Source organism: Paenarthrobacter sp. NPDC090522, from assembly GCF_044769225.1.
Lineage (GTDB): Bacteria > Actinomycetota > Actinomycetes > Actinomycetales > Micrococcaceae > Arthrobacter.
Genome location: NZ_JBIVXL010000007.1, coordinates 18,125 through 39,829, shown reverse-complemented (window position 1 = coordinate 39,829; position 21,705 = coordinate 18,125). Strand labels below are relative to the sequence as shown.

Sequence of the window (21,705 nt, the reverse complement as noted above, 5' to 3'; positions counted from 1 at the left end):
GCGGAGTCATCCCAAGGCACGCCTCTTGCCATTCTTAGTGCGAGAAGCCCGCGGCCGCCTCCGTGAGGCTCTTCCCCTTCGTCTCCGGCGCCAACCATTGCGAGAGGCCAGCGCCGACGAACGCGACGCCCGAGGCAATCAGCATGGTGGTGGCCGAGCCGAGGTTCACCATGGACCACGGCAGCAGGAAGGTACCCAGGCCCGCGCCCACCCGGCTGACCGCGGCCGCGAAGCCCGTCCCGATGCCGCGGATCTCGGTGGGGAAGACCTCGCCCGGATAGATGCCGGTCAGCGTGTTGTACATGGCGTTGACGAAGGAAAACACCAGGAACAAAATCAGCACTGCCAGCGGCGGCGCACCGCCCCACAGTCCAATGACGGCAAGCACGACGGCGGCAGCCCACTGGGGCGGGACGGTCATGGCGCGCCGGCCTGCTTTGTCCACCAGGAGAACCGTGATGATCACGGCTACGAGCGCAACTGCCGAGAGCCCGACGCCGCCAGCCAACCCTCCGCCGAGTCCATATCCGCTCAGCACGCTGTCGGCGAAGGTCGCGATGGCAAAGTACGGAGCCACGCCGCAGAACCAGAACATGGAGACGAACAGCGTGGACCGCCAGTATTGCCGCGAGAAGAGCATGGAGAACGTCCCGTGCTTGGTGTCTTCCCGCTGCACGTCAGCCATTTCGTCAGGGCTTTCCATGTACCTGTGGGCCACCGCCATGGCCTCATCACGCCGCCCCTGGTTCCAGAGCCAGCGGGGAGATTCCGGCAGGCCAATCCGGAAGAGGAACAACACCACGGCAATGATGGTGCTGCTGCCCAGGATCACGCGCCAGTCCACAGCGGTGAACTGCTCCAGCAGGTAGCCAAAGAGGAAGGCGAGCATGAAGCCGGCATACCAAGCCACCAGGGTCAGCCCCAGGAGCCGTCCCCGCAGACGTGCCGGCGCGAACTCGGACATCAGCGGCCAGCCAACGGAATATTCGACGCCGATGGCCACGCCCATCGCGAAGCGCACAGCAAAGAGCACCTCGGCCGAGTCGACGAAGAACTGAACGCCCGACGCCACGACGAAGAGGCTCATGTCGATCAGGAACAGCGGCTTCCGGCCGAACCGGTCCCCGGCCCATCCGCCGATGGGCGAACCCAGCAGGATACCGAACAGCGGGCCGGCGGCGATCAGGCCTTCCCAGAGCGTGGACAAGTCCAGGTCTTCGGTCATGGAGCCCGTTACGGGACCAAAAATGCCCAGGATGTAGCCGTCCAGGAACATGCCTCCGGCCAGGACGAAGACCATCCTGTACATGAAGCGCCGCTTGAAGGCGGCGGTAGCTTGGACTGGATCCCCCACGACGTTCTTGGTGTCCTTCATGGCCTGTCCTTGGCTTGAACCGCTTTTCTCCCGATGATCGTCCATCGGGGCGGCGAGCGCTAGGGGCGGACGGTATCCCGCGTCGAAGTCCTCAGCCGATACAGGGACGTGGTCGCGGTGAGGTACAGGTCCTGGCCGTCGGGCCCACCGAAACACAGGTTGGAAACGCGTTCGGGAATATCGACGGCGGTCAGCAGGCCGCCGTCGGGCGCGTAGACCCGGACCGAAGCGCCAGCGGAGGTCCAGACCCTGCCCTCGACGTCCACCCGGAACCCGTCCGAAACCTTATCGTCCTCAAGTTCCACGAATGTCCGCCCGGCTCCGCACGTCCCGTTCCCAACCGGGTAGGCTGCGACCCGGAACGGCGAACCGCGCCCAGGGCCGGCGGTGTCCGCGACGTACAGAACGGACTCGTCCGGAGAGAACGCCAGCCCGTTGGGATGGACCAGGTCAGTGACCACCGGCGTCAGTTCCTTGGTGGCCGGGTCGAAGCGGAACACGTAGCAACCGCCATATTCCTGCTCCCCCTCGTGGCCCTCCACGGTCCCGGGCAGGATGCCGTAGGGCGGATCCGTGAACCACACCGTGCCGTCCTTGGCCACCACAACATCGTTGGGCGAATTGAGCCGGTGCCCGCCGAACGAATCGACGATTGCCGACACCACGCCGTCGTGATCCCGCTCGACGCGGCGCCGCCCGTGGCTGCACTGGACTACGCTGCCGTCGCGGTCCAGGGTGCGGCCGTTGGTGAATTCGACGGCGGTGGCGTACTCCCGCGTTTGGCCTGACTCCGGGCTGTACTCAAGGATCCTGTTATTGGGGATGTCGCTCCAGCGGACGATTTGGGACTGCGGAATCCATACAGGTCCCTCCGCCCAGATGGTGCCCTCGAAGACCTTTTCCAGCGTGCCCGTGATCAGTTCCATGCGGTGACCTTTCCGTAGTGACCCCGGGATAGAGCCTAGTCCTGTACGTTGGCCCCACTGGAAGCCGGGGCCTCCTCGGGACTCTTGGCACCGGCTTCCGGCATGGCGACGACCGCGACGACAGTGAGCACGGCGCCGACCAGGACGGCGAGGAACACGGCACTTGACGCTTGGATGGTTGATTGCGGATTCGGCCCGCCACTGTTGGCGTAAATCGCGTTGGCCACCGCCCCGAACACCGCCACCCCGATGGAACTGCCGATGGACCGGGCAAAGAGGTTGGTGCCCGTGACTACCCCGCGCTCGTTCCATTCGACGCTCGACTGGGCGGCGATGAGTGTTGGAGTGGCTACCAGCCCCAGGCCCAACCCCACCACAAAGCACGAGGCCGCAACCAACAAGACGCTTGGCGCCGACGCCGTGAGGGCCAGGATGCCGGTGCCCACCACGGTGATGGAAATGCCGATCAGGGCTGTGCGCCTGAAGCCGATCCGCAGGTAGAAACGGCCTGCCTGAGAGGCACTGATGGGCCAACCAAGCGTCAGCGCTGCCAACGCGAGACCGGCCAGGAGCGGCGAGGTCTGCAGTGCTCCTTCGAGGAACGTGGGCACGTACGATGTGAGGCCAAGCATCACCGCGCCAATTCCGAAGGCGATCATGGCCGTCGTCGACAGCAGCCTGCGGGAGACCACCCACGGTGGGAGGACCGGTTCGGCTGCTTTCCGCTCCACCAGGAGGAACGCGGCTAGCAGCACTGCACCGACGGCGAAAACCGCGATGCTGACGGGCGAGTTCCAGGCCCAGGCCTGGCCTCCTTCCAGCGCCCCGAGGATCAGGAGGCTCAGCGCGGTGGTCAACAAGACTGCGCCGAGGTAGTCGATGCGGTGCGTGGTCTTCTTGACGTCTTCGTGGAAGGTGCGGGCCAGCATCCAGCCGGCCAGGAGGCATAGCGGGATGTTGATCAGGAAGATCCACCGCCAGATGCCCAACGATGCGAACACGCCACCCAGCGTGGGACCCACCACCGAGGAAATGGCCCACACGCTGGCCAGGTAGCCCTGCACTTTGGCGCGTTCGGCGAGGGTGTAGATGTCGCCGGCAATGGTGATCGATACCGGCTGCACCGCACCGGCGCCAAGACCCTGCAGCACACGGAAGGCGATGAGGGCGGGCATGCTCCAAGCAAGTCCACAGAGGATGGAGCCGAGCAGGAAAAGAGCGATCCCGCTGAGGATGATCGGTTTGCGGCCCAGGACATCCGAGAGCTTCGCGTAGACGGGAACGGACACCGCCTGCGCCAACAGGTAGGCCGAAAAGAGCCAAGGGAAGGACGAGAAGCCGCCGATGTCCCCAACGATCGACGGGACGGCCGTGGCCACGATCGTGGAATCAATGGCTACGAGCCCGGTGGACAGCATCAGGGCAATGAGGATGGGCCCTCGCTTGGAACGGAACCCGACTCCGTCGGCAGTTTCTGCAGTCATGTATGTCTTATCCCGTCGCGTTCGTACCGTGTTTCCGTCCCCTCAAGGTGCTAACCGCGGTGGTTGCGGAATTAGTCCCGGGAACGACAAAGGCGGCGGACCACCCGAGGTGGCCCGCCGCCGTCGTAATTCACTGACTGGCAGTTAGTCGTTGATCAGGTCGTGCACCACGATCGTCTGGTCGCGGTCCGGGCCGACGCCGATCGCGGAGAAGCGCGTACCGGAGAGCTTCTCGAGGGCCAGCACGTAGTTGCGGGCGTTCTCGGGGAGGTCTTCCAGGGTGCGGGCGCCGGTGATGTCCTCGGTCCAGCCGTCGAAGTACTCGAAGATGGGCACGGCGTGGTGGAATTCGGTCTGCGTCATGGGCATCTCGTCGTGGCGGACGCCGTCAACGTCGTAGGCAACACAGACGGGGATCTGCTCGATGCCGGTGAGCACGTCCAGCTTGGTGACGAAGTAGTCCGTGAAGCCGTTGACGCGGGAGGCGTGACGGGCCAGGACGGCGTCGTACCAACCGCAGCGGCGGGGACGCCCGGTGTTCACGCCGAACTCACCGCCGGTCTTCTGCAGGTACACGCCCATCTCGTCGAAGAGTTCCGTCGGGAACGGACCGGCGCCAACGCGCGTGGTGTAGGCCTTGATGATGCCGATGGAGCGGGAGATGCGGGTAGGTCCAATGCCGGAACCCACGGAAGCACCGCCGGCCGTCGGGTTGGAGGAAGTGACGAAGGGGTAGGTGCCGTGGTCCACGTCCAGGAACGTTGCCTGGCCGCCTTCCATCAGCACAACCTTGCCCTCGTCCAAAGCGTTGTTGAGCTCGAGGGTGCTGTCGATGACCAGTGGGCGCAGGCGCTCGGCGAAGGACAGGAAGTACTGCACGATCTCTTCGGTCTCGATGTCCCGGCGGTTGTACACCTTGACCAGGAGCTCGTTCTTCTGGCGCAGCGAGCCTTCCACCTTCTGGCGGAGGATGGACTCGTCGAAGACGTCCTGGACGCGGATGCCCAGGCGGGCCACCTTGTCCATGTAGGCGGGGCCGATGCCACGGCCGGTGGTGCCGATGGCGCGGCTGCCGAGGAAGCGTTCGGTCACCTTGTCCAGCACCTGGTGGTAAGGAGCAACGAGGTGGGCGTTGGCGGATACCCGCAGTCGGGAGGTGTCCGCGCCACGGGCTTCGAGGCCGTCGATCTCCTGGAAGAGGGCCTCAAGGTTCACCACGCAACCGTTGCCAATAATCGGAATGGCGTTGGGGCTCAGGATGCCTGCGGGAAGGAGCTTGAGCTCGTACTTCTCGCCGCCAACAACCACGGTGTGCCCGGCGTTGTTTCCGCCGTTGGGCTTGACCACGTAGTCAACGCGGCCACCGAGCAGGTCGGTTGCTTTGCCTTTGCCTTCGTCGCCCCACTGGGCTCCGACGATCACGATTGCGGGCATGGGATCCTCCCCCATTCTTTTCGGGCCGAGCCGCTGTGGCTGGGCGCCGTACATGAGAATGCCCCGAGGTTACCGGTGTGGCCACCAGGACGGCAGTCAACGCAAGAGGTTCGGGGCTCTTACCAGCCAAGTTTAGCCGATGACCCCTGAAAGTCTGGTGTCAAGGAGCGTTCGACGGCGGTCGCGTGAAGTTTTGATGGCGGCGGGGCGGCTCTTGCTCCCGTCCCGCAGATCACGTTCCAGCGGGCAGATTCCGGCAGGTTCCACCGAGCCCGGCAAGGAGGCCGGCGTTGGAGGCGACGGATGCGGATTTTGAGGTCCACCCGGAGCTGGGATCCTTGATCACGATCGCCAGCTGAAGCTCCGTTCCGAGGCCCAGGAGTCCGCCCAGCAGATTGGTCCGGACGTCCGTGATGTACCCGGTGGTGGCATCCCCCGTGGTGTTGGTGGTCAGGTTGTATCCGGTCAAGGGGGCCAGGGCGGAGCCAAGCCCACTGGTGGACGCCTGCATCTCGGCCTGCGCCAACGTGTAGCCTGCCGGTGGCAACCAGAAGATCCGCACATACGCGTTCAGTCCCAGAGGCCCCGTGTTGTACGTGCACTGGCCGTTGAGCGTCGGCGCCGGAATGGTGACCGTGCCAAAGCTGTCCGTAGCAAAGGTGTTCCGCTCCCATGCCGCCTCGGTGACCGCCGGAGGGTTCGCTGCGGACAACACCATCCCGAGCGCCAGGGCAAGCCCGGCCAGCATCATGCGTGCCTTCATGCGCGCCCACTCCGGAACCCGGCCCGACTCCGGAGCCCGGCCCCGCCCCGGAACCCCGTCCCACCCCGCAGGCCGGACAATGCGAAGCCTGCGCCGACGGCGAGCACGCCCAGGAGTGCGAATCCGGCCAGCTTGGTACCGGTTTCGGACAGAAAGCCCGACGGCGGCGCCTGGGTTCCCTGCCCTGGTCCGGCTGGGTGGCTCGCGCCGGATTCGCCGCCAGACCTGGCTCCTCCGGGCGGCCCGCCCTCACCACCCGAGCCGGCACCGCCAAGATCATCCCCCGCGCCGTGGACGCCCAGGACCAGGCGTGTCCTCGTTCCCTGGACCTCCTGGGGGGCATCGTTGGCGAGCGAGGCCGTGACCAGCACGTACGTCCCAGGGGAACCAGCGGGCCCGGGCTGCTCAAGTTGCACCCTGGCGCCCTCGGCATCGGCGAGCGCCGTGGGTTCCAGCAACTCCTGTAGTCCTCCGGAACAGGCACCGTCCACCCACGGTTGCCCGCAGGCTTGCAGTTCCACGCTGAGGTGATCGCGAAGCATTTGCTCTTCCGCCGCAACTGAACCGGGTTCCAACCAGACTTCCAAGGCACTGGCCGGCTCACCCTGGACCTTCACGTCCACCGCCCAGTGGGCAGTCCCGCCAGGGGTGAGCTGGTGCACCTGGCCGGCCGGACCGCCGTCGAGCTCCAACCAGCCTGATGGCGGACCGTCCGGCGTCACACTGGCACCGGCAGGGACCGCTGCCGCTACCAGCACCGCCAGTCCTGCCACGCCGAACCCCCAACTACGCAGCCGCATGCCGTTCGCCCTTACGCCCGCTGCGCTGTTCCGCACGCGGCCGGCGCCGGGACCGCGGCCACAACACCCACGTCACCAGCGCCGCAACGGCTACCGTGGTGGCGCCAAGGACCACTGGATTTGCGGCGGCAGCGAGCGGGTAGGCGAGCCCGGGCACGGACCACAGGACGACGCGGACCCGTTCCACGACATAGGGCGCCGGGTCGGGCTGGGCGTTGGCGTCGCCCTTCATGGTGATGGTCCGGGATTCCCCTTCCGCCGGCTGGATGGTCTGCACGCGGTGCGTGATGGGCAGCTTCCCGGCCCGGTCAACGGTGACGACGTCCCCCACCCGGACATCCGCGGCCGGTACCTCGCGGACCAGCGCCAACGACCCTGCCGGAATCGCCGGGGACATGGAGCCGGTCTTGAACAGGACCAGGGAAATGTTGAAAACCACGGCGGCGAGGACGGCCAGGATGCACACGGCACCACCGGCGGCCGCGATGTTCAACAGAGTTTCGCGGAGCCGGCGGGGCCAAGGACTGCTGCTCATGAGCTCGAGGCAGCCGTGAACTGCCAGGTGGCCGTCGCCGTCTGGCCCTGGAGGGCGTTGTTCGCCCCCACGGGCAGCGTCACTTCGAAGCAGAACTGCGTGGGCGCCCCCGGCAACGATGCGGTGGCGGCAGCGAGCGGATTCACGACGCCGGCCGCTTGCCCCTGCGTGAAAGGCTTGGCGCCGTCGCTGCCCACCACGAAGGCGGGTGTCCCGGTAAAGGCGGAAGCGTCGCACGTGGCTGAGCGGACCACGCGGTACCGCAACGCGGCGCCGAGGTCCGAGGTGCCTGTTCCGCTGCTGGTGACGGCAGGAATGCCAAGTACGACTTCCCCCGCGACGGAATTTGCCTTGGTCCGGATGGCAAAAGGTGCGTACGCCACCGTCCCGGGGCTCATCGCGGTAGCGGTGAAGACCAGGGCCCCGCCAGGCGCCGTGTCATTGGTGCTCCATGTTCCGGCCGCGCTGTAGGGCTTGGTGACGTTGGATTCCGTGACGAACACGCTGGCCCCGAAGGTCCCCGTGGCGTAGTCGCTGTCAGTCCATGCAGCGAGGGTGACCGAGCCGCCAATTCCCAGCGCCAAGGCCCCGGCAAGGAGTGCCCGGAGGCGCAGGAACACCTCGCGCCGCTGCCGCTTTCCGCGGCGCGTCGTTGAGTGTTGGATGCCCATGGATCACTGGGATTCCGCCGCGAACTCCCAGGTGGTGGTCCCGGTTTGGGATTGAACCAGGTTGCTATCTGCCGTGATCCTGAAGCAGAGGTTTACCGCATCTCCCGGGTCGGTCCCTGCGCCCTGCGTCAGCGCGAAGGTGACGCTCCCCGGCGTCGTGCCCAATGCCTGGCCGGCAGTCACCAAGGTGCCGGTAACCGCCTCGCCGCAGCCGAACGCCGTCGAGCGTGTCAGTGAATACGTGAGCCCGGTCAGGGAACCGGTGGATGCCTCGGTGGAAACAGTGACGGTAGCGTCGTTGGTGGTGCCGTCGTCAAGCCGGACGGCGAAGGGCGCGGTGACCACATCGCCGGGCGCGAGGTTGCCCGGGTTCGCTGTGAAACTCAGCGTGGCCGGCGAGCCGACGGGGTGCTCCGCGAAGGTGGTGCCGTCGGTGCTTCCTTCGAGGTTGAAGGCACCTGCAGTGAAGGTGCCCTGTGCGAATTCGGAGTCGTTCCATGCAGCCAGGGTGATGGCTGCACCTACTCCCAGGACCAGGCCGCCAGCCAGGATGGCCCGGATTCTTGGAGCATTGCTTGGGCGTTGGTCGATGTCCGGCGACGCTTCATGTGTTGCAACCACTTTGTACCCCCCCACGGTAGATGTTTGCGGCGGCCCGGCCAGGGAGCCGGGATGTGGGGGTCCCGTACTGGTTTCCCCCAAAACCGTTGCTAACAACCCATCACTTGGCTGGGGCAAAGTCAACGGTAAGGTTGCTGACCTGCGGAAATGTTACCCAGCCGCTTCCTGCGGTCACTTCTCGCCAGCCACGAACTCCAACGCTGCCTCAGCGAACGCAGGCCATTCCGCGTGCGATTCGAACGGCACCTCCACCCAATCCTTAAAGGGCCGGTTCATACCCGAAGGATCAAACAGCGCCGCCCCTGGAAGGGCCAACGCGCGGGCGTGTTCGGAGGTGCTCCTGCCGAGCTTGAAGGTCACCTTATTGCCGTTGAGGCAGGCGAGGGCTTTCTTGTTCAGCATGAGCGAGGAGGCTCCGAACATTTTGCCCACCACTACTCCCGCCGCGGCGAGGTCCGCACCGAGGTCCTCGAAAGCGGACACGGCGGCAGCGGACGACTCATGTTTCTCCATACCGGGCATCATGCCGGAAGCCGCCACCAGCCGTCGAGCCTCCCTGCAGGAGAGATCTCCGCCACGCCGGGCCGCAACACGCCGCGTCTTATTCGGTCGGCACGCCGGAGGCGGGACAGTACCACCTCCACAGTCCGGTAAGGTTAACCAGCCCCCAACAGCACCCTTTGAGCGTCCGCTGCGCCATGTCCGCGGCCGGTTCGATTGGTGCGCGCTGTGACACCTAGGAGACCAAACTTCTGATGCAAGACCTGGCGATCGACTCACCCGAACAACTCCTCTGGAACCGCCGTTACGAAGACCACATCGCCGAGGTCAACGGACTGTGCGATTCCCTCAAGGAACAGAAGCCAGGCAGCGAGGTCCTCTACATCGACCCCGCGCACAGCATGGACGACTGCCGTATCGTCAGCCTTTTCTCCAACCAGCGCACCACGTCCGGCGAGGGCTTCATCAAGCCCGGCGATGACGAGGCCACCACGCGTATGCTCGGCATGCAGTGGCAGCTGGGCCTGCGTCCGGAATACGTCATTCCGTGGAACGCCTACCCGTGGATCGAACCCAACGAGGAACCGGGCAAGCTCACCCCCGCCAACATCACCGAGGGCCTCAAGCCGCTCCTGCGCCTGCTCCAGCTCCTGCCGCGCACGTCCGCCCTGGTGGCACACGGCAACGAGGCACACCGCCTGGCCGACCAGCTCATGAAGGCCGCTCCGGCCAGCATCGCCCGCCGCGGTTTCAAGACGTTCAAGGTCCGCTCCCTCGGTGGCCGCTCCTTCGCCGGAACGCCCGAACGCCAGCAGGAATACCTTGACGCCATCCACGCGGCCTACGCCGAAGCCATGGCACGCACGGGCATCCCGCGCAAGGCGTAGCTACCCGCCACCCGCCCCCCCAACTAGCTCGCATTTGTTGTTGTTTTGAGCGCTCATAGCAAGCGCTCATAGCAACCACTACTGCCAGTCAGTTGGGCGGATTAACGACGACGGCGACCCTCACCACTGCGGTGGGGGTCGCCGTCGTTTGGGGTGCTTGTGAGGGGGTGCTGGAGTTAGCCAACCAGCATGGTGCGGAGGTCCTTGAGGATCAGCTGGGCGCCTGTGGGGCCGAGGCCCAGGAACCAGACATCGTCGTTGACCTGCTTGGCGTGGCCGGCTTTGACTGCGCTGAGCGTGGGCCACACGGCACCTTCAACAACCGACTTTTCGCCGGTGGCCGAGGGATCGCCGTAGCTGCTGTAGAAGATCCAGTCAGCGTCGCCCTGCTCGATGTTCTCCGCCGAGACCTCGGCGGCCAGTTCATCGATGTTCTGGTTCTCCGGGCGGGCCAGGCCAGCGTCCTTCAGGATCACGCCGATCAAGGACTTGTTGGCGTACAGCCGGATCTTGCCGGGAAGGAAGCGGACCAGGGAGATCTTGGGATTGCCGGTGACGTCCTTCTTCAGGGCGTCGGCTTCAGTCTGGTAGTCGTTGAGGGCCTTGACGGCCTTGTCTTCCTCGCCGAGGGCCTTGCCCACCAGGAGGAAGTTTTCCTTCCACGGGAAGCCGGGACGGATGCTGAACACCGTGGGGGCGATCGAGGACAGCTGCTTGTAGAGCTTGTCCGCGCGGAGCTGGCTTCCCAGGATGAGGTCCGGCTTCAGGGCCGCGATGGCTTCCAGGTTGAGGTTCTGGATGGTGCCAACCGACTGCACGTCCTTAACCTTGTCCGCCAGGTAGGTGGGGACAGGGTTGGCGCCTTCGGTGGTGGCCATGCCCACCGGAGTCACGCCCAAGGTGACGACGTCGTCCAACTCACCGGTGTCCAGGACCACCACGCGGCTGGGCTTCTTGTCCAGTGTGGTTTCCCCGTTGGCGTGGGTGAGTGTGCGGGGGAAGACGCCCGGGGCAGCGTCCGTGCCGAGCTTGGCTGTTTCCTGGTCCGCGGTGGTGAATTTGGAGCCACCGGTAGCAACATCGGCGTTACCGGCGCTGGAACCGGAGCCGCCGCTGGTGCCGCAGCCGGCAAGCAGGGCCATGGCCAGCACAGCTGCACCTGCCTTCACGGCGAGGCTGCGCCCACGGACAAGGGTGCGCCCACGGACATGAGCGCGCACACCAAAGGGGCGGCGCAACTGTACTTCAGAATCGTCATTTTTCACGGAGTAAGGCTAACCTAATTAAGGCAACCCTGCGTAACGCGTGAGCACTGTCACGCAGATGCCCCCAGATCATTAGCCGAGCCCTCCGGAGTGGTGTTTGTTGTGTCCAACGTGACGGCCCCGGCCACCGAAGCACACGACGGTAAGCCGCCTGCCGCCGCCCCCGCGGCCAAGACGGCGGACCCGGGTTCCGGCGTCGTACGCAAGAACCGGTGGCGGGTACTGATCCTTGCCCTGTCCGCTGCGGTTCTGTTAGGTGCGGCGCTCCTGAGCCTAGGCGTGGGCGCCAAGTTCATTCCCGCGTCCACCATCCTGGACGCGTTCACCCATCCGCAGAACATCGCGGACCACGGGATCATCCTGCAAAACCGCCTTCCGCGCACTCTGATGGGCCTCGCAGCTGGGGTCGCGCTGGGCGTATCCGGCGCTCTCATCCAGGCCATCACCCGTAATCCGCTGGCCGATCCAGGCATCCTGGGCGTCAATGCGGGCGCCTCGTTTGCCATGGTGCTGGCCATCGGCGTCCTGGGGATCGGGTCGCTGGGCGGCTACATCTGGTTCGCGTTCCTCGGAGCCATCCTGACCACGGCCGCCGTCTACCTGATCGGGACCTCGGGCCGGAACGTGGTGAATCCCATCCGGCTCACCTTGGCCGGAGTGGCGCTCGGAGCCGTACTGACAGGCATCGGTTCCGGGCTGACCCTGCTCAATCCCAAGGCCTTCGACCACCTGCGGTCATGGAGCATCGGTTCGCTGGACACCCGAAGCATGGAAGCCGTGACCACCGTGGCCCCGTTCATTGCCGCCGGACTCCTGATCTCGTTGTTCTGCGTGCGTGGGCTCAACGCTGTGGCCCTCGGCGACGACCTGGCCACATCCCTTGGCGCGAGCGTCAACCGGACGCGGATCCTGGGTGTCGTCGCGATCACGCTCCTGAGCGGAGCCGCGACCGCCGGGGCCGGCGCCATCGGCTTCGTCGGGCTCATGATCCCGCACGTCGCACGATGGATCGTCGGGCCGGACCAGCGCTGGATCCTGGCCACCACGTTGCTGCTCTCCCCTACTCTCTTGCTGGTTTCCGATGTGGTGGGCAGGGTGGCCGCGCCCGGCGAACTGCCGGTAGGTGTGGTCACCGCGTTTGTTGGCGCGCCCGTGCTGATCGCCCTGGCCCGGCGCCGGAAGGTGAGCGGACTGTGACGCGTTTGGACGCCCGGCAAGGGGTCGACTTTGGCCGTTCCACCGTCTTGGTGCGTGTTCGTTCCCTCAGCGTCCGGTTCGATGTCCGGAGCATCCTGGTGTGCTTCGCCCTGCTCGCTGCGACGCTTGCCGTTGCCGTGGTTTCCCTGTCCATCGGCGACTACGAGGTCTCCGTGCATCAGGTCCTGCAGGCGTTCACGGGCGACGCTCCCGGGTTCGCCCAGACCATCGTGATGGAGTGGCGGCTCCCCAGGGTCCTGTCGGCGCTCGTCTTCGGTGCGGCCCTGGGAATGAGCGGCGGCGTCTTCCAATCCATGACCCGCAACCCGCTGGGCAGCCCGGACATCATCGGCTTCAACACCGGCGCGTACACCGGGGCCCTCGTCGTGATGCTCACACTTGGTGGGGGCTACGTTGGAGTGGCCGCCGGAGCGCTGGTTGGCGGCGTGCTCACGGCGATCGCGGTGTACCTGCTCGCCTTCCGCCGGGGGTCGCAGGGCTTCCGGCTCATCATCGTCGGCATCGGCATCAGCGCCATGCTCGCGGCCCTCAACCATTGGCTCATCCTCCAGGCCGAGCTTGAAGCGGCCCTGGCCGCCGCCGTCTGGGGAGCCGGGTCCCTCAACGGCATCACGTGGGAGCAAGCGGCGCCTGCCGCCGTCGTGGTTGTCCTGGTTGGCTTGGCAACGCTTGTTGTGTCGCGGCGGATGCAGTTGCTGGAAATGGGCGACGACGCCGCACGCGCCTTGGGCGTCCGGGCTGAACCCACCCGTTTGCTGCTGCTGGTCCTCGGCGTAGCCCTGACTGCCGCCGTCACCGCGGTGGCCGGGCCCATCGCTTTCGTAGCCCTCGCCGCACCGCAACTGGCCCGCCGGCTGACCCGGAGCGCCGGCATCACCTTGCTGCCGTCGGCCTTCATGGGCGCGTTCCTCCTGGCCGCGAGCGACCTCGCGGCACAACGCCTGTTCGCCCCGATCCAACTGCCCGTGGGCGTGGTGACGGTGTGCATCGGCGGCATCTACCTCGTTTGGCTCCTGGCCAGGGAAGCAAGGAAATCATGACCACTCTTTCAACGGCACCCCAGCTCCGCGCCGAGGCCCTGACCATCGGCTACGAGCAACGCATCATCTCGGAGGACCTCACCGTCCAGATCCCCGAGGGCTCGTTCACGGTGATCGTGGGGCCTAACGCGTGCGGCAAGTCCACGCTTTTGAGGGCACTCGCCCGGCTGATCAAGCCACGCCACGGGCAGGTGCTGCTGGATGGAAAGTCCGTCCACTCGCTGCCTGCGAAGGAACTGGCGCGGCGCCTGGGCTTGCTGCCGCAATCGTCCATCGCTCCGGACGGCATCACCGTGGCGGACCTCGTGGCCCGAGGCCGGTACCCGCACCAGAAGCTGCTGCGGCAATGGAGTGTGGAGGACGAAGCCGCCGTGGTTTCCGCCATGGAGGCTACCGGTGTTTCCGCGTTGTCCGGGCGTTTGGTGGACGAGCTGTCCGGCGGCCAGCGCCAGCGGGTGTGGGTAGCCATGGTCCTGGCCCAGCAGACCCCGCTCCTGCTCCTCGACGAACCCACCACGTTCCTGGACATCGCCCACCAGATCGAGCTGCTGGAACTGTGCCGCGAGCTCAACCTGGACAAGGGCCACACGCTGGTTGCCGTGCTGCACGACCTCAACCACGCCAGCCGCTACGCGGACAACATCATCGCCATGAAGGACGGAGTGGTGGTGGCCGAGGGTGCGCCCGCTTCCGTGATCACCGGATCCTTGGTGGAGGAAGTGTTCGGGATGGCCTGCCGGATCATTGATGACCCCGTCACGCACACCCCGCTGGTGGTGCCGCTCGGCCGCCCCCGCTTACCCAACTGAGTCGCATTTGTGCGCGTTTTGACGGGTCAAAACGCGCTTAACTGCGACCCAGTTGGGCGGGTTAACGCGCGACGGCGACCCTCACCATTTCGGTGGGGGTCGCCGTCGTTGTTTGTGGAACTACCTGGCTTCGATCGCTGCCTTGGCCTTCGGGTCCGAGTCGTTCAGGAACTGCTCGATCCGCTCCGGCTCGTCTGCTTCACCGATGGCGGACGCAGCACGGCCCAGCGCGTAGAGCGCACGCAGGAAGCCCTGGTTGGGTTCGTGCTCCCACGGGATGGGCCCGACGCCGCGCCAACCGTTCCGGCGCAGGGAATCCAGGCCGCGGTGGTAGCCAACGCGGGCGTAGGCGTAGGACTCGATGGTCCGGCCCTCTGCCCAGGCTTCCTCCGCGAGGATGGCCCACAGCAAGGACGACGTGGGGTTCTGCGCCACGAGGTCCAATGCTTCCTTGCCGAGGGCAAGCTGCTGGTACACATCGATTTCGGCGGGCAGGAGCGTGGGCTCCGGCCCCATGAGGTTCTTCCGGAATTCGTCGGACATTAGAACGTCTTGCCAGCCGATCCGAGCTGCTGGGCGGCCTCGACAATGCGGGCTGCCATGCCGGCTTCAGCCGAAGCACCCCAGACACGGGGGTCGTAGGTCTTTTTGTTGCCCAAACCGCCGTCGACCTTCAGCACGCCGTCGTAGTTGGCGAGCATGTGGCCGGCCACCGGGCGGGTGAACGCGTACTGCGTGTCGGTGTCGATGTTCATCTTGATCACACCGAAGGACACAGCGTCAGCGATTTCCTGCTCGGTGGAACCCGAACCGCCGTGGAAGACGAGGTCGAAGGGGTTTTCCTTGCCGATCTTGGCGCCCACCTCGGCCTGGATCTGCTTGAGCAGTTCCGGGCGAAGCTTGACGTTGCCCGGCTTGTAGACGCCGTGCACGTTGCCGAAGGTCAGAGCGGTCAGGTAACGGCCGTTTTCACCGGCACCCAGGGCTTCGATGGTGGCGAGGGCGTCTTCGGTGGTGGTGTAGAGCTTGTCGTTGATCTCGTTCTCCACGCCGTCTTCTTCACCGCCGACGGTGCCGATTTCCACCTCGAGGATGATCTTGGCGGCAGCCGCACGCTGCAGCAGTTCGCGGCCGATGCGCAGGTTGTCTTCCAGGGTCTCGTGCGAGCCGTCCCACATGTGGGAGTTGAAGATGGGGTCCTTGCCGGCCTTGACGGCTTCCTCGGAAGCGGCCAGCAGCGGGAGGACAAAGCCCTCGAGCTTGTCCTGCGGGCAGTGGTCCGTGTGCAGGGCGATGTTGACGTTGTAGTTCTTGGCAACCTCGCGGGCGAACGCGGCGAAGCCGAGGGAACCGGCCACCATGTCCTTGACGGAGGCGCCGGACCAGTAGGCAGCGCCACCGGTGGAGACCTGGATGATGCCGTCGGATTCGGCCTCGGCGAAACCGCGGATCGCAGCGTTCAGAGTCTGCGACGACGTCACGTTGACCGCGGGGAAGGCGAAGCCGCCAGCCTTTGCGCGGTCGATCATCTCGGAGTAAATCTCTGGGGTTGCAATGGGCATGGTGACTCCTATGCTGAATTCGTCTGTGGGTTGGTGACCCTGGAGTAGACCGCTTACGGCTAGCACCATCCTAGCGACAACCATCCGGCCCCCGTGTTTCCGGTCACGCGGGCTGGTAACACTTCCGCTTCGAAGGTGCGGGAGGGCTACACGGGCTGGTTGAACACGTGCCGGCGCACCCAGGCGTGCATGGCAATGGCTGCAGCGGAGGCTGCGTTCATGGAGCGGGTGGAGCCGAATTGCTCGATGGACAGCGTGGCAACGGCGGCATCGTGGACCTCCGGGGTGAGGCCCGGGCCTTCCTGCCCGAACACCAGCACGCACTTCCGGGGGAGGTCGTAGGTTTCCAGCGGCACCGAATCCGGGAAGATGTCGATGCCGATCACCGCGAGCCCTTCCTCCTCCGCCCACTGCACAAAATCCTCAACAGTCGGGTGGTGGCGGACGTGCTGGTAGCGGTCGGTGACCATGGCCCCGCGACGGTTCCACCGCCGTCGTCCGATGATGTGGACTTCTTTGGCGAGGAACGCATTCGCAGTACGCACCACGGTGCCGATGTTGAGGTCGTGCTGCCAGTTCTCGATCGCGATATGGAAGTCGTGGCGCTTGGCATCCAGGTCCGCCACGATCGATTCGTGCTTCCAGTAACGGTACTGGTCCACCACGTTCCGGCGGTCGCCGTCGCGCAGCAGGTCCGGGTCCCAGTGCCCGCCGTCGGGCCACTCACCTTCCCAAGGCCCGACGCCGACCTCCGCCTTCGCTTCCGCCTCGCCTTCCGCAGGGGTTGCGTCGGGGGCGGGCAGGGCTGCGTTGGGCCCGGAGGCATCGGTGGGGAGGTCAGTCACCCTTCAACTTTAGCCGCGTGCGCGGTGCCCGCTCAGCCGAACAGGCTGGTTAGCCAACCTTCCACTTGTTGATGCGGTAGGAATTGGCCAACTGCTGCATGAGGCCCGGGTGCGCGTCCCAGTACGTCTTGTGTCCGCTCACGCCCAGCATCTGCGGGGTGCCCCACGGTGTGACGGAGAACAGGTTGACGGCCTGGATTTCCTCGCCGCGGGCGTTGGTGCACGTGAACCCGACCACCACTGCAGCACCGCGGCGGAATTCGCGGGTCTCCGGCATGGTGGTCTTGAAGTCCGAGGCGCACTTATGGCCCACCAGGTTCTGCGGCAATTCCGTGGCGGTCATGCCCTTGTAGCGGGCTTCAATGTCCGTGATGGCTTTCTTGACATCCGCGGGATCCTTCCCGAACTTCCCTTCCTCGGATTCGGCGAAGAAGGCGTAGGCCACCGCGATCCCGTCGCCATCGGTTTCCGTGGTGCCTTGGGCCTTCTTCTGGATTTCTTCACCTGTAGAAGGGTCCTTGGTGATGCCGAACGACTCATCGTGCGTCCACTCAGCCAGGTACTGGAACGACGATTCGCCCGTCACCCACTTGCTGAACAACGGATCGCCGTCGGCGGGCACGTTGCTTGGGCCTGCCAATTGGTCCCAGCCCGCGGGGAGCGGGATAGCACCGGCGGGGATGTCCGAGGACGCCGACGGTTCGGCTTCCGCCGACGGCTCGGCCTCCCCCGACGGGTCCGCTTCCGCGGAGGGGTCCGCGGCCGCATCGCTGGCTTGCGCGCTTGGGGCTGCCGTGTCCACGGCCACGGGCTTGGCGGCCGAAGGGATCAACCAGGCGAAGACCACCACCAGCGCAATAACCACGACGACGGCGATCCCGCCGAGGATCAGGAACAGCGCCTTCTTGTTGTGGTCGCCCGGGTTGGGGTTGGGTCCGCCGGGCTGGCCGGGGTACGAAGGCTGGCCTGCGCCGGCGGGCTGGCCGGAGTACGAAGGCTGGCCTGCGCCGGCGGGCTGGGTGGGGAACGCCTGGGGTGGGGCCTCGTTCTGGCCGGGAATACCCGGTTGCGCCGGGAACGCCTGCGTAGGGGCCTCGTGGGGGTTGCCCGATGCTTGTCGAGGGCTGGCTTGGTGTTGTTCCTCCGGCCTGTACATCGGCTGCGCCTGGCCGGGCTGGTACTGCTGATACTGGCCTTGGCTGGTGTCATAGCGCGGCTGGGGAATGCCGTCGGGGTTGTAGGGAGGCTGCGGCGCTCCGTTGGTGTTGCTCATGTGGCAGGGCCCTTTCAGGAGACCGGCGTTTTGCGTTGCCGGCATGGCGATCAGAACAGGGGACCTGGTCCGCGCCGACGCCTCTGAAGTCACCGTGTCGATCCCCCGATCCACGGTTGCGGGACGCCTGCGCAGCCACAAGGGTAGTGCAGCCGAGGGAGGTGGCCGCAAGTCAAACTCCGCTTTCCGCATGGGGAGATCTATCCACATAGCAAGACCCCGGGGTGTCTGGAGGTCCGAATAATGAAAGACTGGGACGCAGTGCATGAACAATCCCAGCCGGAGGCAAATATGGCAGAAGAATCCACGCCCCAGACGTCCGACTCCGTGTACCGCAACGGCCATGAAATCGAGTGTTGGCTGACGGACATGGACGGCGTACTGGTCCACGAAAACCAGGCAATCCCCGGAGCTGCCGAGCTCATCCAGCGCTGGGTGGATACCTCCAAGCGCTTCCTGGTGCTGACCAACAACTCCATCTTCACCCCCAGGGACCTCGCAGCACGCCTGCGCGCCTCCGGACTTGAGATCCCGGAAGAAAACATCTGGACCTCGGCCCTGGCCACGGCGCAGTTCCTCAAGGACCAGGTCAAGTCCTCGGACTCCGGAAACCGCGCCTACACCATCGGCGAAGCAGGCCTCACCACTGCCCTCCACGAGGCCGGGTTCATCCTCACGGACACCGATCCCGATTTCGTGGTCCTCGGCGAAACCCGCACCTACTCCTTCGAGGCAATCACCACTGCAGTGCGCCACATCCTGGCCGGCGCCCGCTTCATCGCCACCAACCCTGACGCCACCGGCCCTTCCAAGGACGGCCCGCTCCCCGCTACCGGAGCCATCGCGGCAATGATCACCAAGGCCACCGGCCGCGAGCCGTACATCGTGGGCAAACCGAACCCCATGATGTTCCGCTCGGCCATGAACCAGATCGATGCCCACTCCGAAACCACCGCCATGATCGGTGACCGCATGGACACCGACATCATCGCGGGCATGGAAGCCGGCCTCCACACCGTGCTGGTCCTCAGCGGCATCACCCAGCGCGACGAGATCGTGTCCTTCCCGTTCCGGCCCAACCAGGTCCTGAACTCCGTGGCCGACCTCAAGAGCCAGATCTAAGGACTCCACCATGGCTGTGCTCAATCTGCGTCCCCTGGCCGGCGGCCGGATTCTCAGGGGGAGCCAGCCATTTGGCCTGGATGCCGCGTCGACGTCGGAATTCCTGACGGAACACGGCATCCAGGCCATCGTCGATCTCCGAAGCGAACTCGAGCGGACCATGGTTCCGTGGCTGGTCAGCGAAACCTCGCCGGAACTGATCAACAACCCGCTGGATCCCAACGCAGTTGCCGGATCGCTGCAGGCCGTGGAGACTCCCGAGGATTTGGGGGATCTCTATCTGGGCTGGCTCCGTATCCGGCCCGAATGGGCTGCGGATGCGCTGCGACCTGTGGCCCAGGGGAAAAGGACCTTGATCCATTGCTCTTTGGGTAAGGACCGGACGGGTGTGGTGTCGGCCTTGGCGCTCCTGGCCTCCGGCGCTTCAGACGAAGCTGTAGTGAACGACTACACGGCAACCACTGCCAACCTGCCTACCGTTCTGGAGACCATGGCTGCCACGTGGCGGCTGCACGTCCCTTCGACTCCGGCACAATACTTCAGCCCCGAGCTCATGATCCTGCAAAGCCCGGAAGCTGCCATCCGGCATTTCCTGGTTGGCTTTGCCCGCGAGTTCGGCGACGCCGGCGCCTTCCTGCGCCAGGCGGGCCTGACCGCCGTCGAGGTTGAAACCCTGCGCCTCGGGTCCTGAAAGCTACGCGGGGCGGATGATCCCACCGTTCGGTTCCTTGTAGGACGGCTCTTCGCTTGCCGGCGGCAAGGGTTCCAGCTGGTTCTGCACGTGCTCCAGCAACGGCCGGTACACGTCGGGGTTCCATTGCGGGCTGGCGTGCGCCGGCCGTGCTCCCTCGGTACTGAGGATGGGCAGCTTCATGTTCTCGGCGAACACCCTGCTCCACCCGGCACGGGCCGTCACGTAGTTCACGGTGGCATCGGCTGAGTTGCCCATGTAGGCCATCTTTGCCGGGCCCAGCTTACCCACGAACCGCAGCCCATCGAAATGGTAGATGTAGGCGGACTCAGTCTGGACCAGCACACTCGACGGCGCGATCGGCGAGAGTTGCTCGGCGGTTTGGTCCAGGATCTGCCGCCAGGAGCGCTCGTCCTTATGGACCAGCCGCTCCCCCAATTCATAGCCGCCGCGGAGGACCGACGGAATGCGGAAGCCGTTCTCGTAAAGGAACACCACGCCGTCGAACCAGCTTTGATCCAAGACATCGGCCCGGCTGAAGGGACTGGAATCCAGGACGATCAGTTCGGTTTCCACACCGTGCAATTCCAGCAAACGGGCCGCGACCTGGGTGGCCAGCATCCCGCCGAAGCTGTGGCCGTAGAAATACAGCTTCTCCAGGCCCAGCTCGCGGACGTGGAGGACGAGTTCGCGGACAACCTCGTCAACGTCCAACCCCAGGTTGGAGTATCCGACGGCGGCCAGGCGACCCCGCTGGTGCAGGGCAGGCCGCAGTGAGTTAAGGATCCACTGGGCCTCTTCCCAACTGGTTTTGTAACCCGGAAAGAGGATCCAACTGGCCTTCGGGAAGTACAGGTCCGCAAAGGAGTCCGGAACGCGGAGGATCTTCGGAGCGCGGCGTTCGGCCTGCACATGTCGGGTAAAGAGCATGTCCCCCGCCAGCGCTGCCGAGGCGCCGGCGGTGATGAGGAAGTTACGCCGGGATGTCTTCTTCAACCGGGCAGCATAAGGCAGGATCCGGGCCCATGAACCCGGATCCTCCGCCGGCTCCGTCCCCGCTCCGGGCTCAGGGCCCGGCGCAGGCGTGGCGGGCAGCGGGAGGTCTTCCTCTACTTCCGGCGGTGCCGGAAGTTTCCCTACCTGAACGCCCACGCAGCAAGCATAGGCTTCGAAGGCACGGCCTTACAGCCCCGTGGAAAGTGCACCGCGGATGCCCGTAGGATGCGCCCTTGAGGGCGCCCCCTGCCGCATTTTCCTTAGTCGAGGCCGAGTTCGTCCTTGCCGAACGCGAAGAGGTACGGAACGCCGGTTTCGGCTTCGATCTTTTCCTTGGCGCCAGTGTTGCGATCCACGATCACGGCGACGGCCACTACGTTGCCGCCCGCCTTGCGGACACCTTCGACGGCGGTCAGAGCGGACCCGCCGGTGGTGGAGGTGTCTTCCAGGACAACCACATTGCGTCCTTCAACCGAGGGACCTTCCACCTGGCGGCCCATGCCGTACGACTTCTGCGCCTTGCGGACAACGAATGCGTCAACCACACGGCCTGCGTCAACGGCAGCGTGCATCACGGCGGTACCGACGGGGTCGGCACCCATGGTGAGTCCGCCAGCGCACTCAAGCGGGATCCCGGCGTCGTCAATCATTGCCAGCATGACCTGGCCCACCAGCTTGGAGGCCTCGTGGTGGAGGGTGATGCGGCGGAGGTCAATGTAGTAGTCGGCTTCCTTGCCACTGGAGAGGATCACCTTTCCGCGGACCACCGCCAATTCTTTGATGAGTTCAAGAAGGCGGGCGCGGGCAACGGAGGTCTCAGGCGAGGAAGTCATGGCTCCTATTCTACGGAAGGTGGGTAACGGTTTTGAGCGGTCTCCGCGCCCTCG

The 21,705-nt window shown here is 65.5% G+C and carries 23 protein-coding genes; 6 read left to right on the top strand and 17 right to left on the bottom strand.

From position 1 onward, the window contains the following. Window positions 1-34 precede the first annotated feature (34 nt). The 10 genes from ACIQT2_RS10545 to ACIQT2_RS10500 form a co-directional block, all read right to left on the bottom strand. A complete protein-coding gene (locus tag ACIQT2_RS10545) occupies window positions 35-1,375 on the bottom strand; it encodes an MFS transporter (protein ID WP_402946117.1) in 1,341 nt (446 codons plus the stop codon). A gap of 59 nt (window positions 1,376-1,434) precedes the next feature. Continuing rightward, window positions 1,435-2,301, bottom strand: coding sequence for an SMP-30/gluconolactonase/LRE family protein (locus ACIQT2_RS10540; protein ID WP_402946115.1), 867 nt, complete (start codon window positions 2,299-2,301; stop codon window positions 1,435-1,437). 35 nt (window positions 2,302-2,336) lie between these two features. Further along, window positions 2,337-3,785, bottom strand: coding sequence for an MFS transporter (locus ACIQT2_RS10535; protein WP_402946113.1), 1,449 nt, complete (start codon window positions 3,783-3,785; stop codon window positions 2,337-2,339). Window positions 3,786-3,929: 144 nt separating this feature from the next. Beyond that, window positions 3,930-5,219 carry an adenylosuccinate synthase gene (locus ACIQT2_RS10530; RefSeq protein ID WP_400336712.1) on the bottom strand — a complete coding sequence of 430 codons (1,290 nt, stop codon included), beginning with the start codon at window positions 5,217-5,219 and terminating at the stop codon, window positions 3,930-3,932. A gap of 232 nt (window positions 5,220-5,451) precedes the next feature. Next, the gene (locus ACIQT2_RS10525; RefSeq protein WP_402946111.1) at window positions 5,452-5,982 is read right to left on the bottom strand and encodes a hypothetical protein; all 531 of its coding nucleotides are present in this window, start codon (window positions 5,980-5,982) and stop codon (window positions 5,452-5,454) included. Beyond that, complete coding sequence (locus ACIQT2_RS10520; RefSeq protein ID WP_402946109.1) at window positions 5,979-6,782, bottom strand: hypothetical protein; 804 nt, start codon at window positions 6,780-6,782, stop codon at window positions 5,979-5,981. Before ACIQT2_RS10520 ends, ACIQT2_RS10525 begins: the two co-directional genes overlap by 4 nt. Continuing rightward, window positions 6,769-7,317 (bottom strand): signal peptidase I, encoded by a 549-nt coding sequence (locus ACIQT2_RS10515; protein ID WP_402946107.1) that lies wholly within the window; start codon window positions 7,315-7,317, stop codon window positions 6,769-6,771. The genes ACIQT2_RS10520 and ACIQT2_RS10515 overlap by 14 nt, the downstream gene beginning before the upstream one ends. Continuing rightward, window positions 7,314-7,988 (bottom strand): SipW-dependent-type signal peptide-containing protein, encoded by a 675-nt coding sequence (locus tag ACIQT2_RS10510; protein ID WP_402946105.1) that lies wholly within the window; start codon window positions 7,986-7,988, stop codon window positions 7,314-7,316. The genes ACIQT2_RS10515 and ACIQT2_RS10510 overlap by 4 nt, the downstream gene beginning before the upstream one ends. 3 nt (window positions 7,989-7,991) lie before the next feature. Then, complete coding sequence (locus tag ACIQT2_RS10505; protein ID WP_402946103.1) at window positions 7,992-8,609, bottom strand: SipW-dependent-type signal peptide-containing protein; 618 nt, start codon at window positions 8,607-8,609, stop codon at window positions 7,992-7,994. 171 nt (window positions 8,610-8,780) lie between these two features. Further along, window positions 8,781-9,122: a hypothetical protein gene (locus ACIQT2_RS10500; RefSeq protein ID WP_400336706.1), complete on the bottom strand. Its 342-nt coding sequence runs from the start codon at window positions 9,120-9,122 to the stop codon at window positions 8,781-8,783. A gap of 242 nt (window positions 9,123-9,364) precedes the next feature. Between ACIQT2_RS10500 and ACIQT2_RS10495 the strand changes: the two genes are divergently transcribed. Then, entirely contained in the window at window positions 9,365-9,997 is a 633-nt protein-coding gene (locus ACIQT2_RS10495) for a uracil-DNA glycosylase (RefSeq protein WP_397326365.1), read from the top strand. 176 nt (window positions 9,998-10,173) lie between these two features. On the opposite strand, the gene ACIQT2_RS10490 is transcribed toward ACIQT2_RS10495, so the two are convergent. Then, window positions 10,174-11,139 carry an ABC transporter substrate-binding protein gene (locus ACIQT2_RS10490; RefSeq protein ID WP_402946483.1) on the bottom strand — a complete coding sequence of 322 codons (966 nt, stop codon included), beginning with the start codon at window positions 11,137-11,139 and terminating at the stop codon, window positions 10,174-10,176. A 234-nt stretch (window positions 11,140-11,373) separates the two neighbouring features. Between ACIQT2_RS10490 and ACIQT2_RS10485 the strand changes: the two genes are divergently transcribed. The 3 genes from ACIQT2_RS10485 to ACIQT2_RS10475 are packed head-to-tail and all read left to right on the top strand — an operon-like array spanning window position 11,374 to window position 14,329. After that, entirely contained in the window at window positions 11,374-12,459 is a 1,086-nt protein-coding gene (locus ACIQT2_RS10485; RefSeq protein WP_402946481.1) for an iron chelate uptake ABC transporter family permease subunit, read from the top strand. Continuing rightward, the gene (fepG, locus tag ACIQT2_RS10480) at window positions 12,456-13,520 is read left to right on the top strand and encodes an iron-enterobactin ABC transporter permease (RefSeq protein WP_402946101.1); all 1,065 of its coding nucleotides are present in this window, start codon (window positions 12,456-12,458) and stop codon (window positions 13,518-13,520) included. The genes ACIQT2_RS10485 and fepG overlap by 4 nt, the downstream gene beginning before the upstream one ends. Further along, on the top strand, window positions 13,517-14,329 hold the full coding sequence (locus tag ACIQT2_RS10475; protein ID WP_402946099.1) for an ABC transporter ATP-binding protein: 813 nt from the start codon (window positions 13,517-13,519) through the stop codon (window positions 14,327-14,329). Before fepG ends, ACIQT2_RS10475 begins: the two co-directional genes overlap by 4 nt. A 120-nt stretch (window positions 14,330-14,449) precedes the next feature. Here the strand turns inward: ACIQT2_RS10475 and ACIQT2_RS10470 are convergent, their stop codons facing one another. The 4 genes from ACIQT2_RS10470 to ACIQT2_RS10455 all read right to left on the bottom strand — a co-directional run bounded on the left by ACIQT2_RS10470 (window position 14,450) and on the right by ACIQT2_RS10455 (window position 18,009). Next, window positions 14,450-14,872 carry a DUF3151 domain-containing protein gene (locus tag ACIQT2_RS10470; RefSeq protein WP_402946098.1) on the bottom strand — a complete coding sequence of 141 codons (423 nt, stop codon included), beginning with the start codon at window positions 14,870-14,872 and terminating at the stop codon, window positions 14,450-14,452. Further along, window positions 14,872-15,891 (bottom strand): class II fructose-bisphosphate aldolase, encoded by a 1,020-nt coding sequence (gene fbaA / locus ACIQT2_RS10465; RefSeq protein WP_397326363.1) that lies wholly within the window; start codon window positions 15,889-15,891, stop codon window positions 14,872-14,874. Before fbaA ends, ACIQT2_RS10470 begins: the two co-directional genes overlap by 1 nt. Window positions 15,892-16,037: 146 nt before the next feature. Further along, window positions 16,038-16,694 (bottom strand): TrmH family RNA methyltransferase, encoded by a 657-nt coding sequence (locus tag ACIQT2_RS10460; RefSeq protein WP_402946479.1) that lies wholly within the window; start codon window positions 16,692-16,694, stop codon window positions 16,038-16,040. A gap of 91 nt (window positions 16,695-16,785) precedes the next feature. After that, the gene (locus ACIQT2_RS10455) at window positions 16,786-18,009 is read right to left on the bottom strand and encodes a hypothetical protein (RefSeq protein ID WP_402946096.1); all 1,224 of its coding nucleotides are present in this window, start codon (window positions 18,007-18,009) and stop codon (window positions 16,786-16,788) included. Window positions 18,010-18,300: 291 nt separating this feature from the next. On the opposite strand from ACIQT2_RS10455, the gene ACIQT2_RS10450 reads away from it, so the two are divergent. Then, window positions 18,301-19,131 carry an HAD-IIA family hydrolase gene (locus tag ACIQT2_RS10450; protein ID WP_400337286.1) on the top strand — a complete coding sequence of 277 codons (831 nt, stop codon included), beginning with the start codon at window positions 18,301-18,303 and terminating at the stop codon, window positions 19,129-19,131. A 10-nt stretch (window positions 19,132-19,141) separates the two neighbouring features. Beyond that, window positions 19,142-19,822 (top strand): tyrosine-protein phosphatase, encoded by a 681-nt coding sequence (locus ACIQT2_RS10445; protein WP_402946094.1) that lies wholly within the window; start codon window positions 19,142-19,144, stop codon window positions 19,820-19,822. 3 nt (window positions 19,823-19,825) lie between these two features. On the opposite strand, the gene ACIQT2_RS10440 is transcribed toward ACIQT2_RS10445, so the two are convergent. Further along, a complete protein-coding gene (locus tag ACIQT2_RS10440) occupies window positions 19,826-20,974 on the bottom strand; it encodes an alpha/beta fold hydrolase (protein WP_402946092.1) in 1,149 nt (382 codons plus the stop codon). A gap of 104 nt (window positions 20,975-21,078) precedes the next feature. Continuing rightward, entirely contained in the window at window positions 21,079-21,651 is a 573-nt protein-coding gene (pyrE, locus tag ACIQT2_RS10435) for an orotate phosphoribosyltransferase (RefSeq protein ID WP_397326356.1), read from the bottom strand. Between the last annotated feature and the right edge of the window lie 54 nt (window positions 21,652-21,705).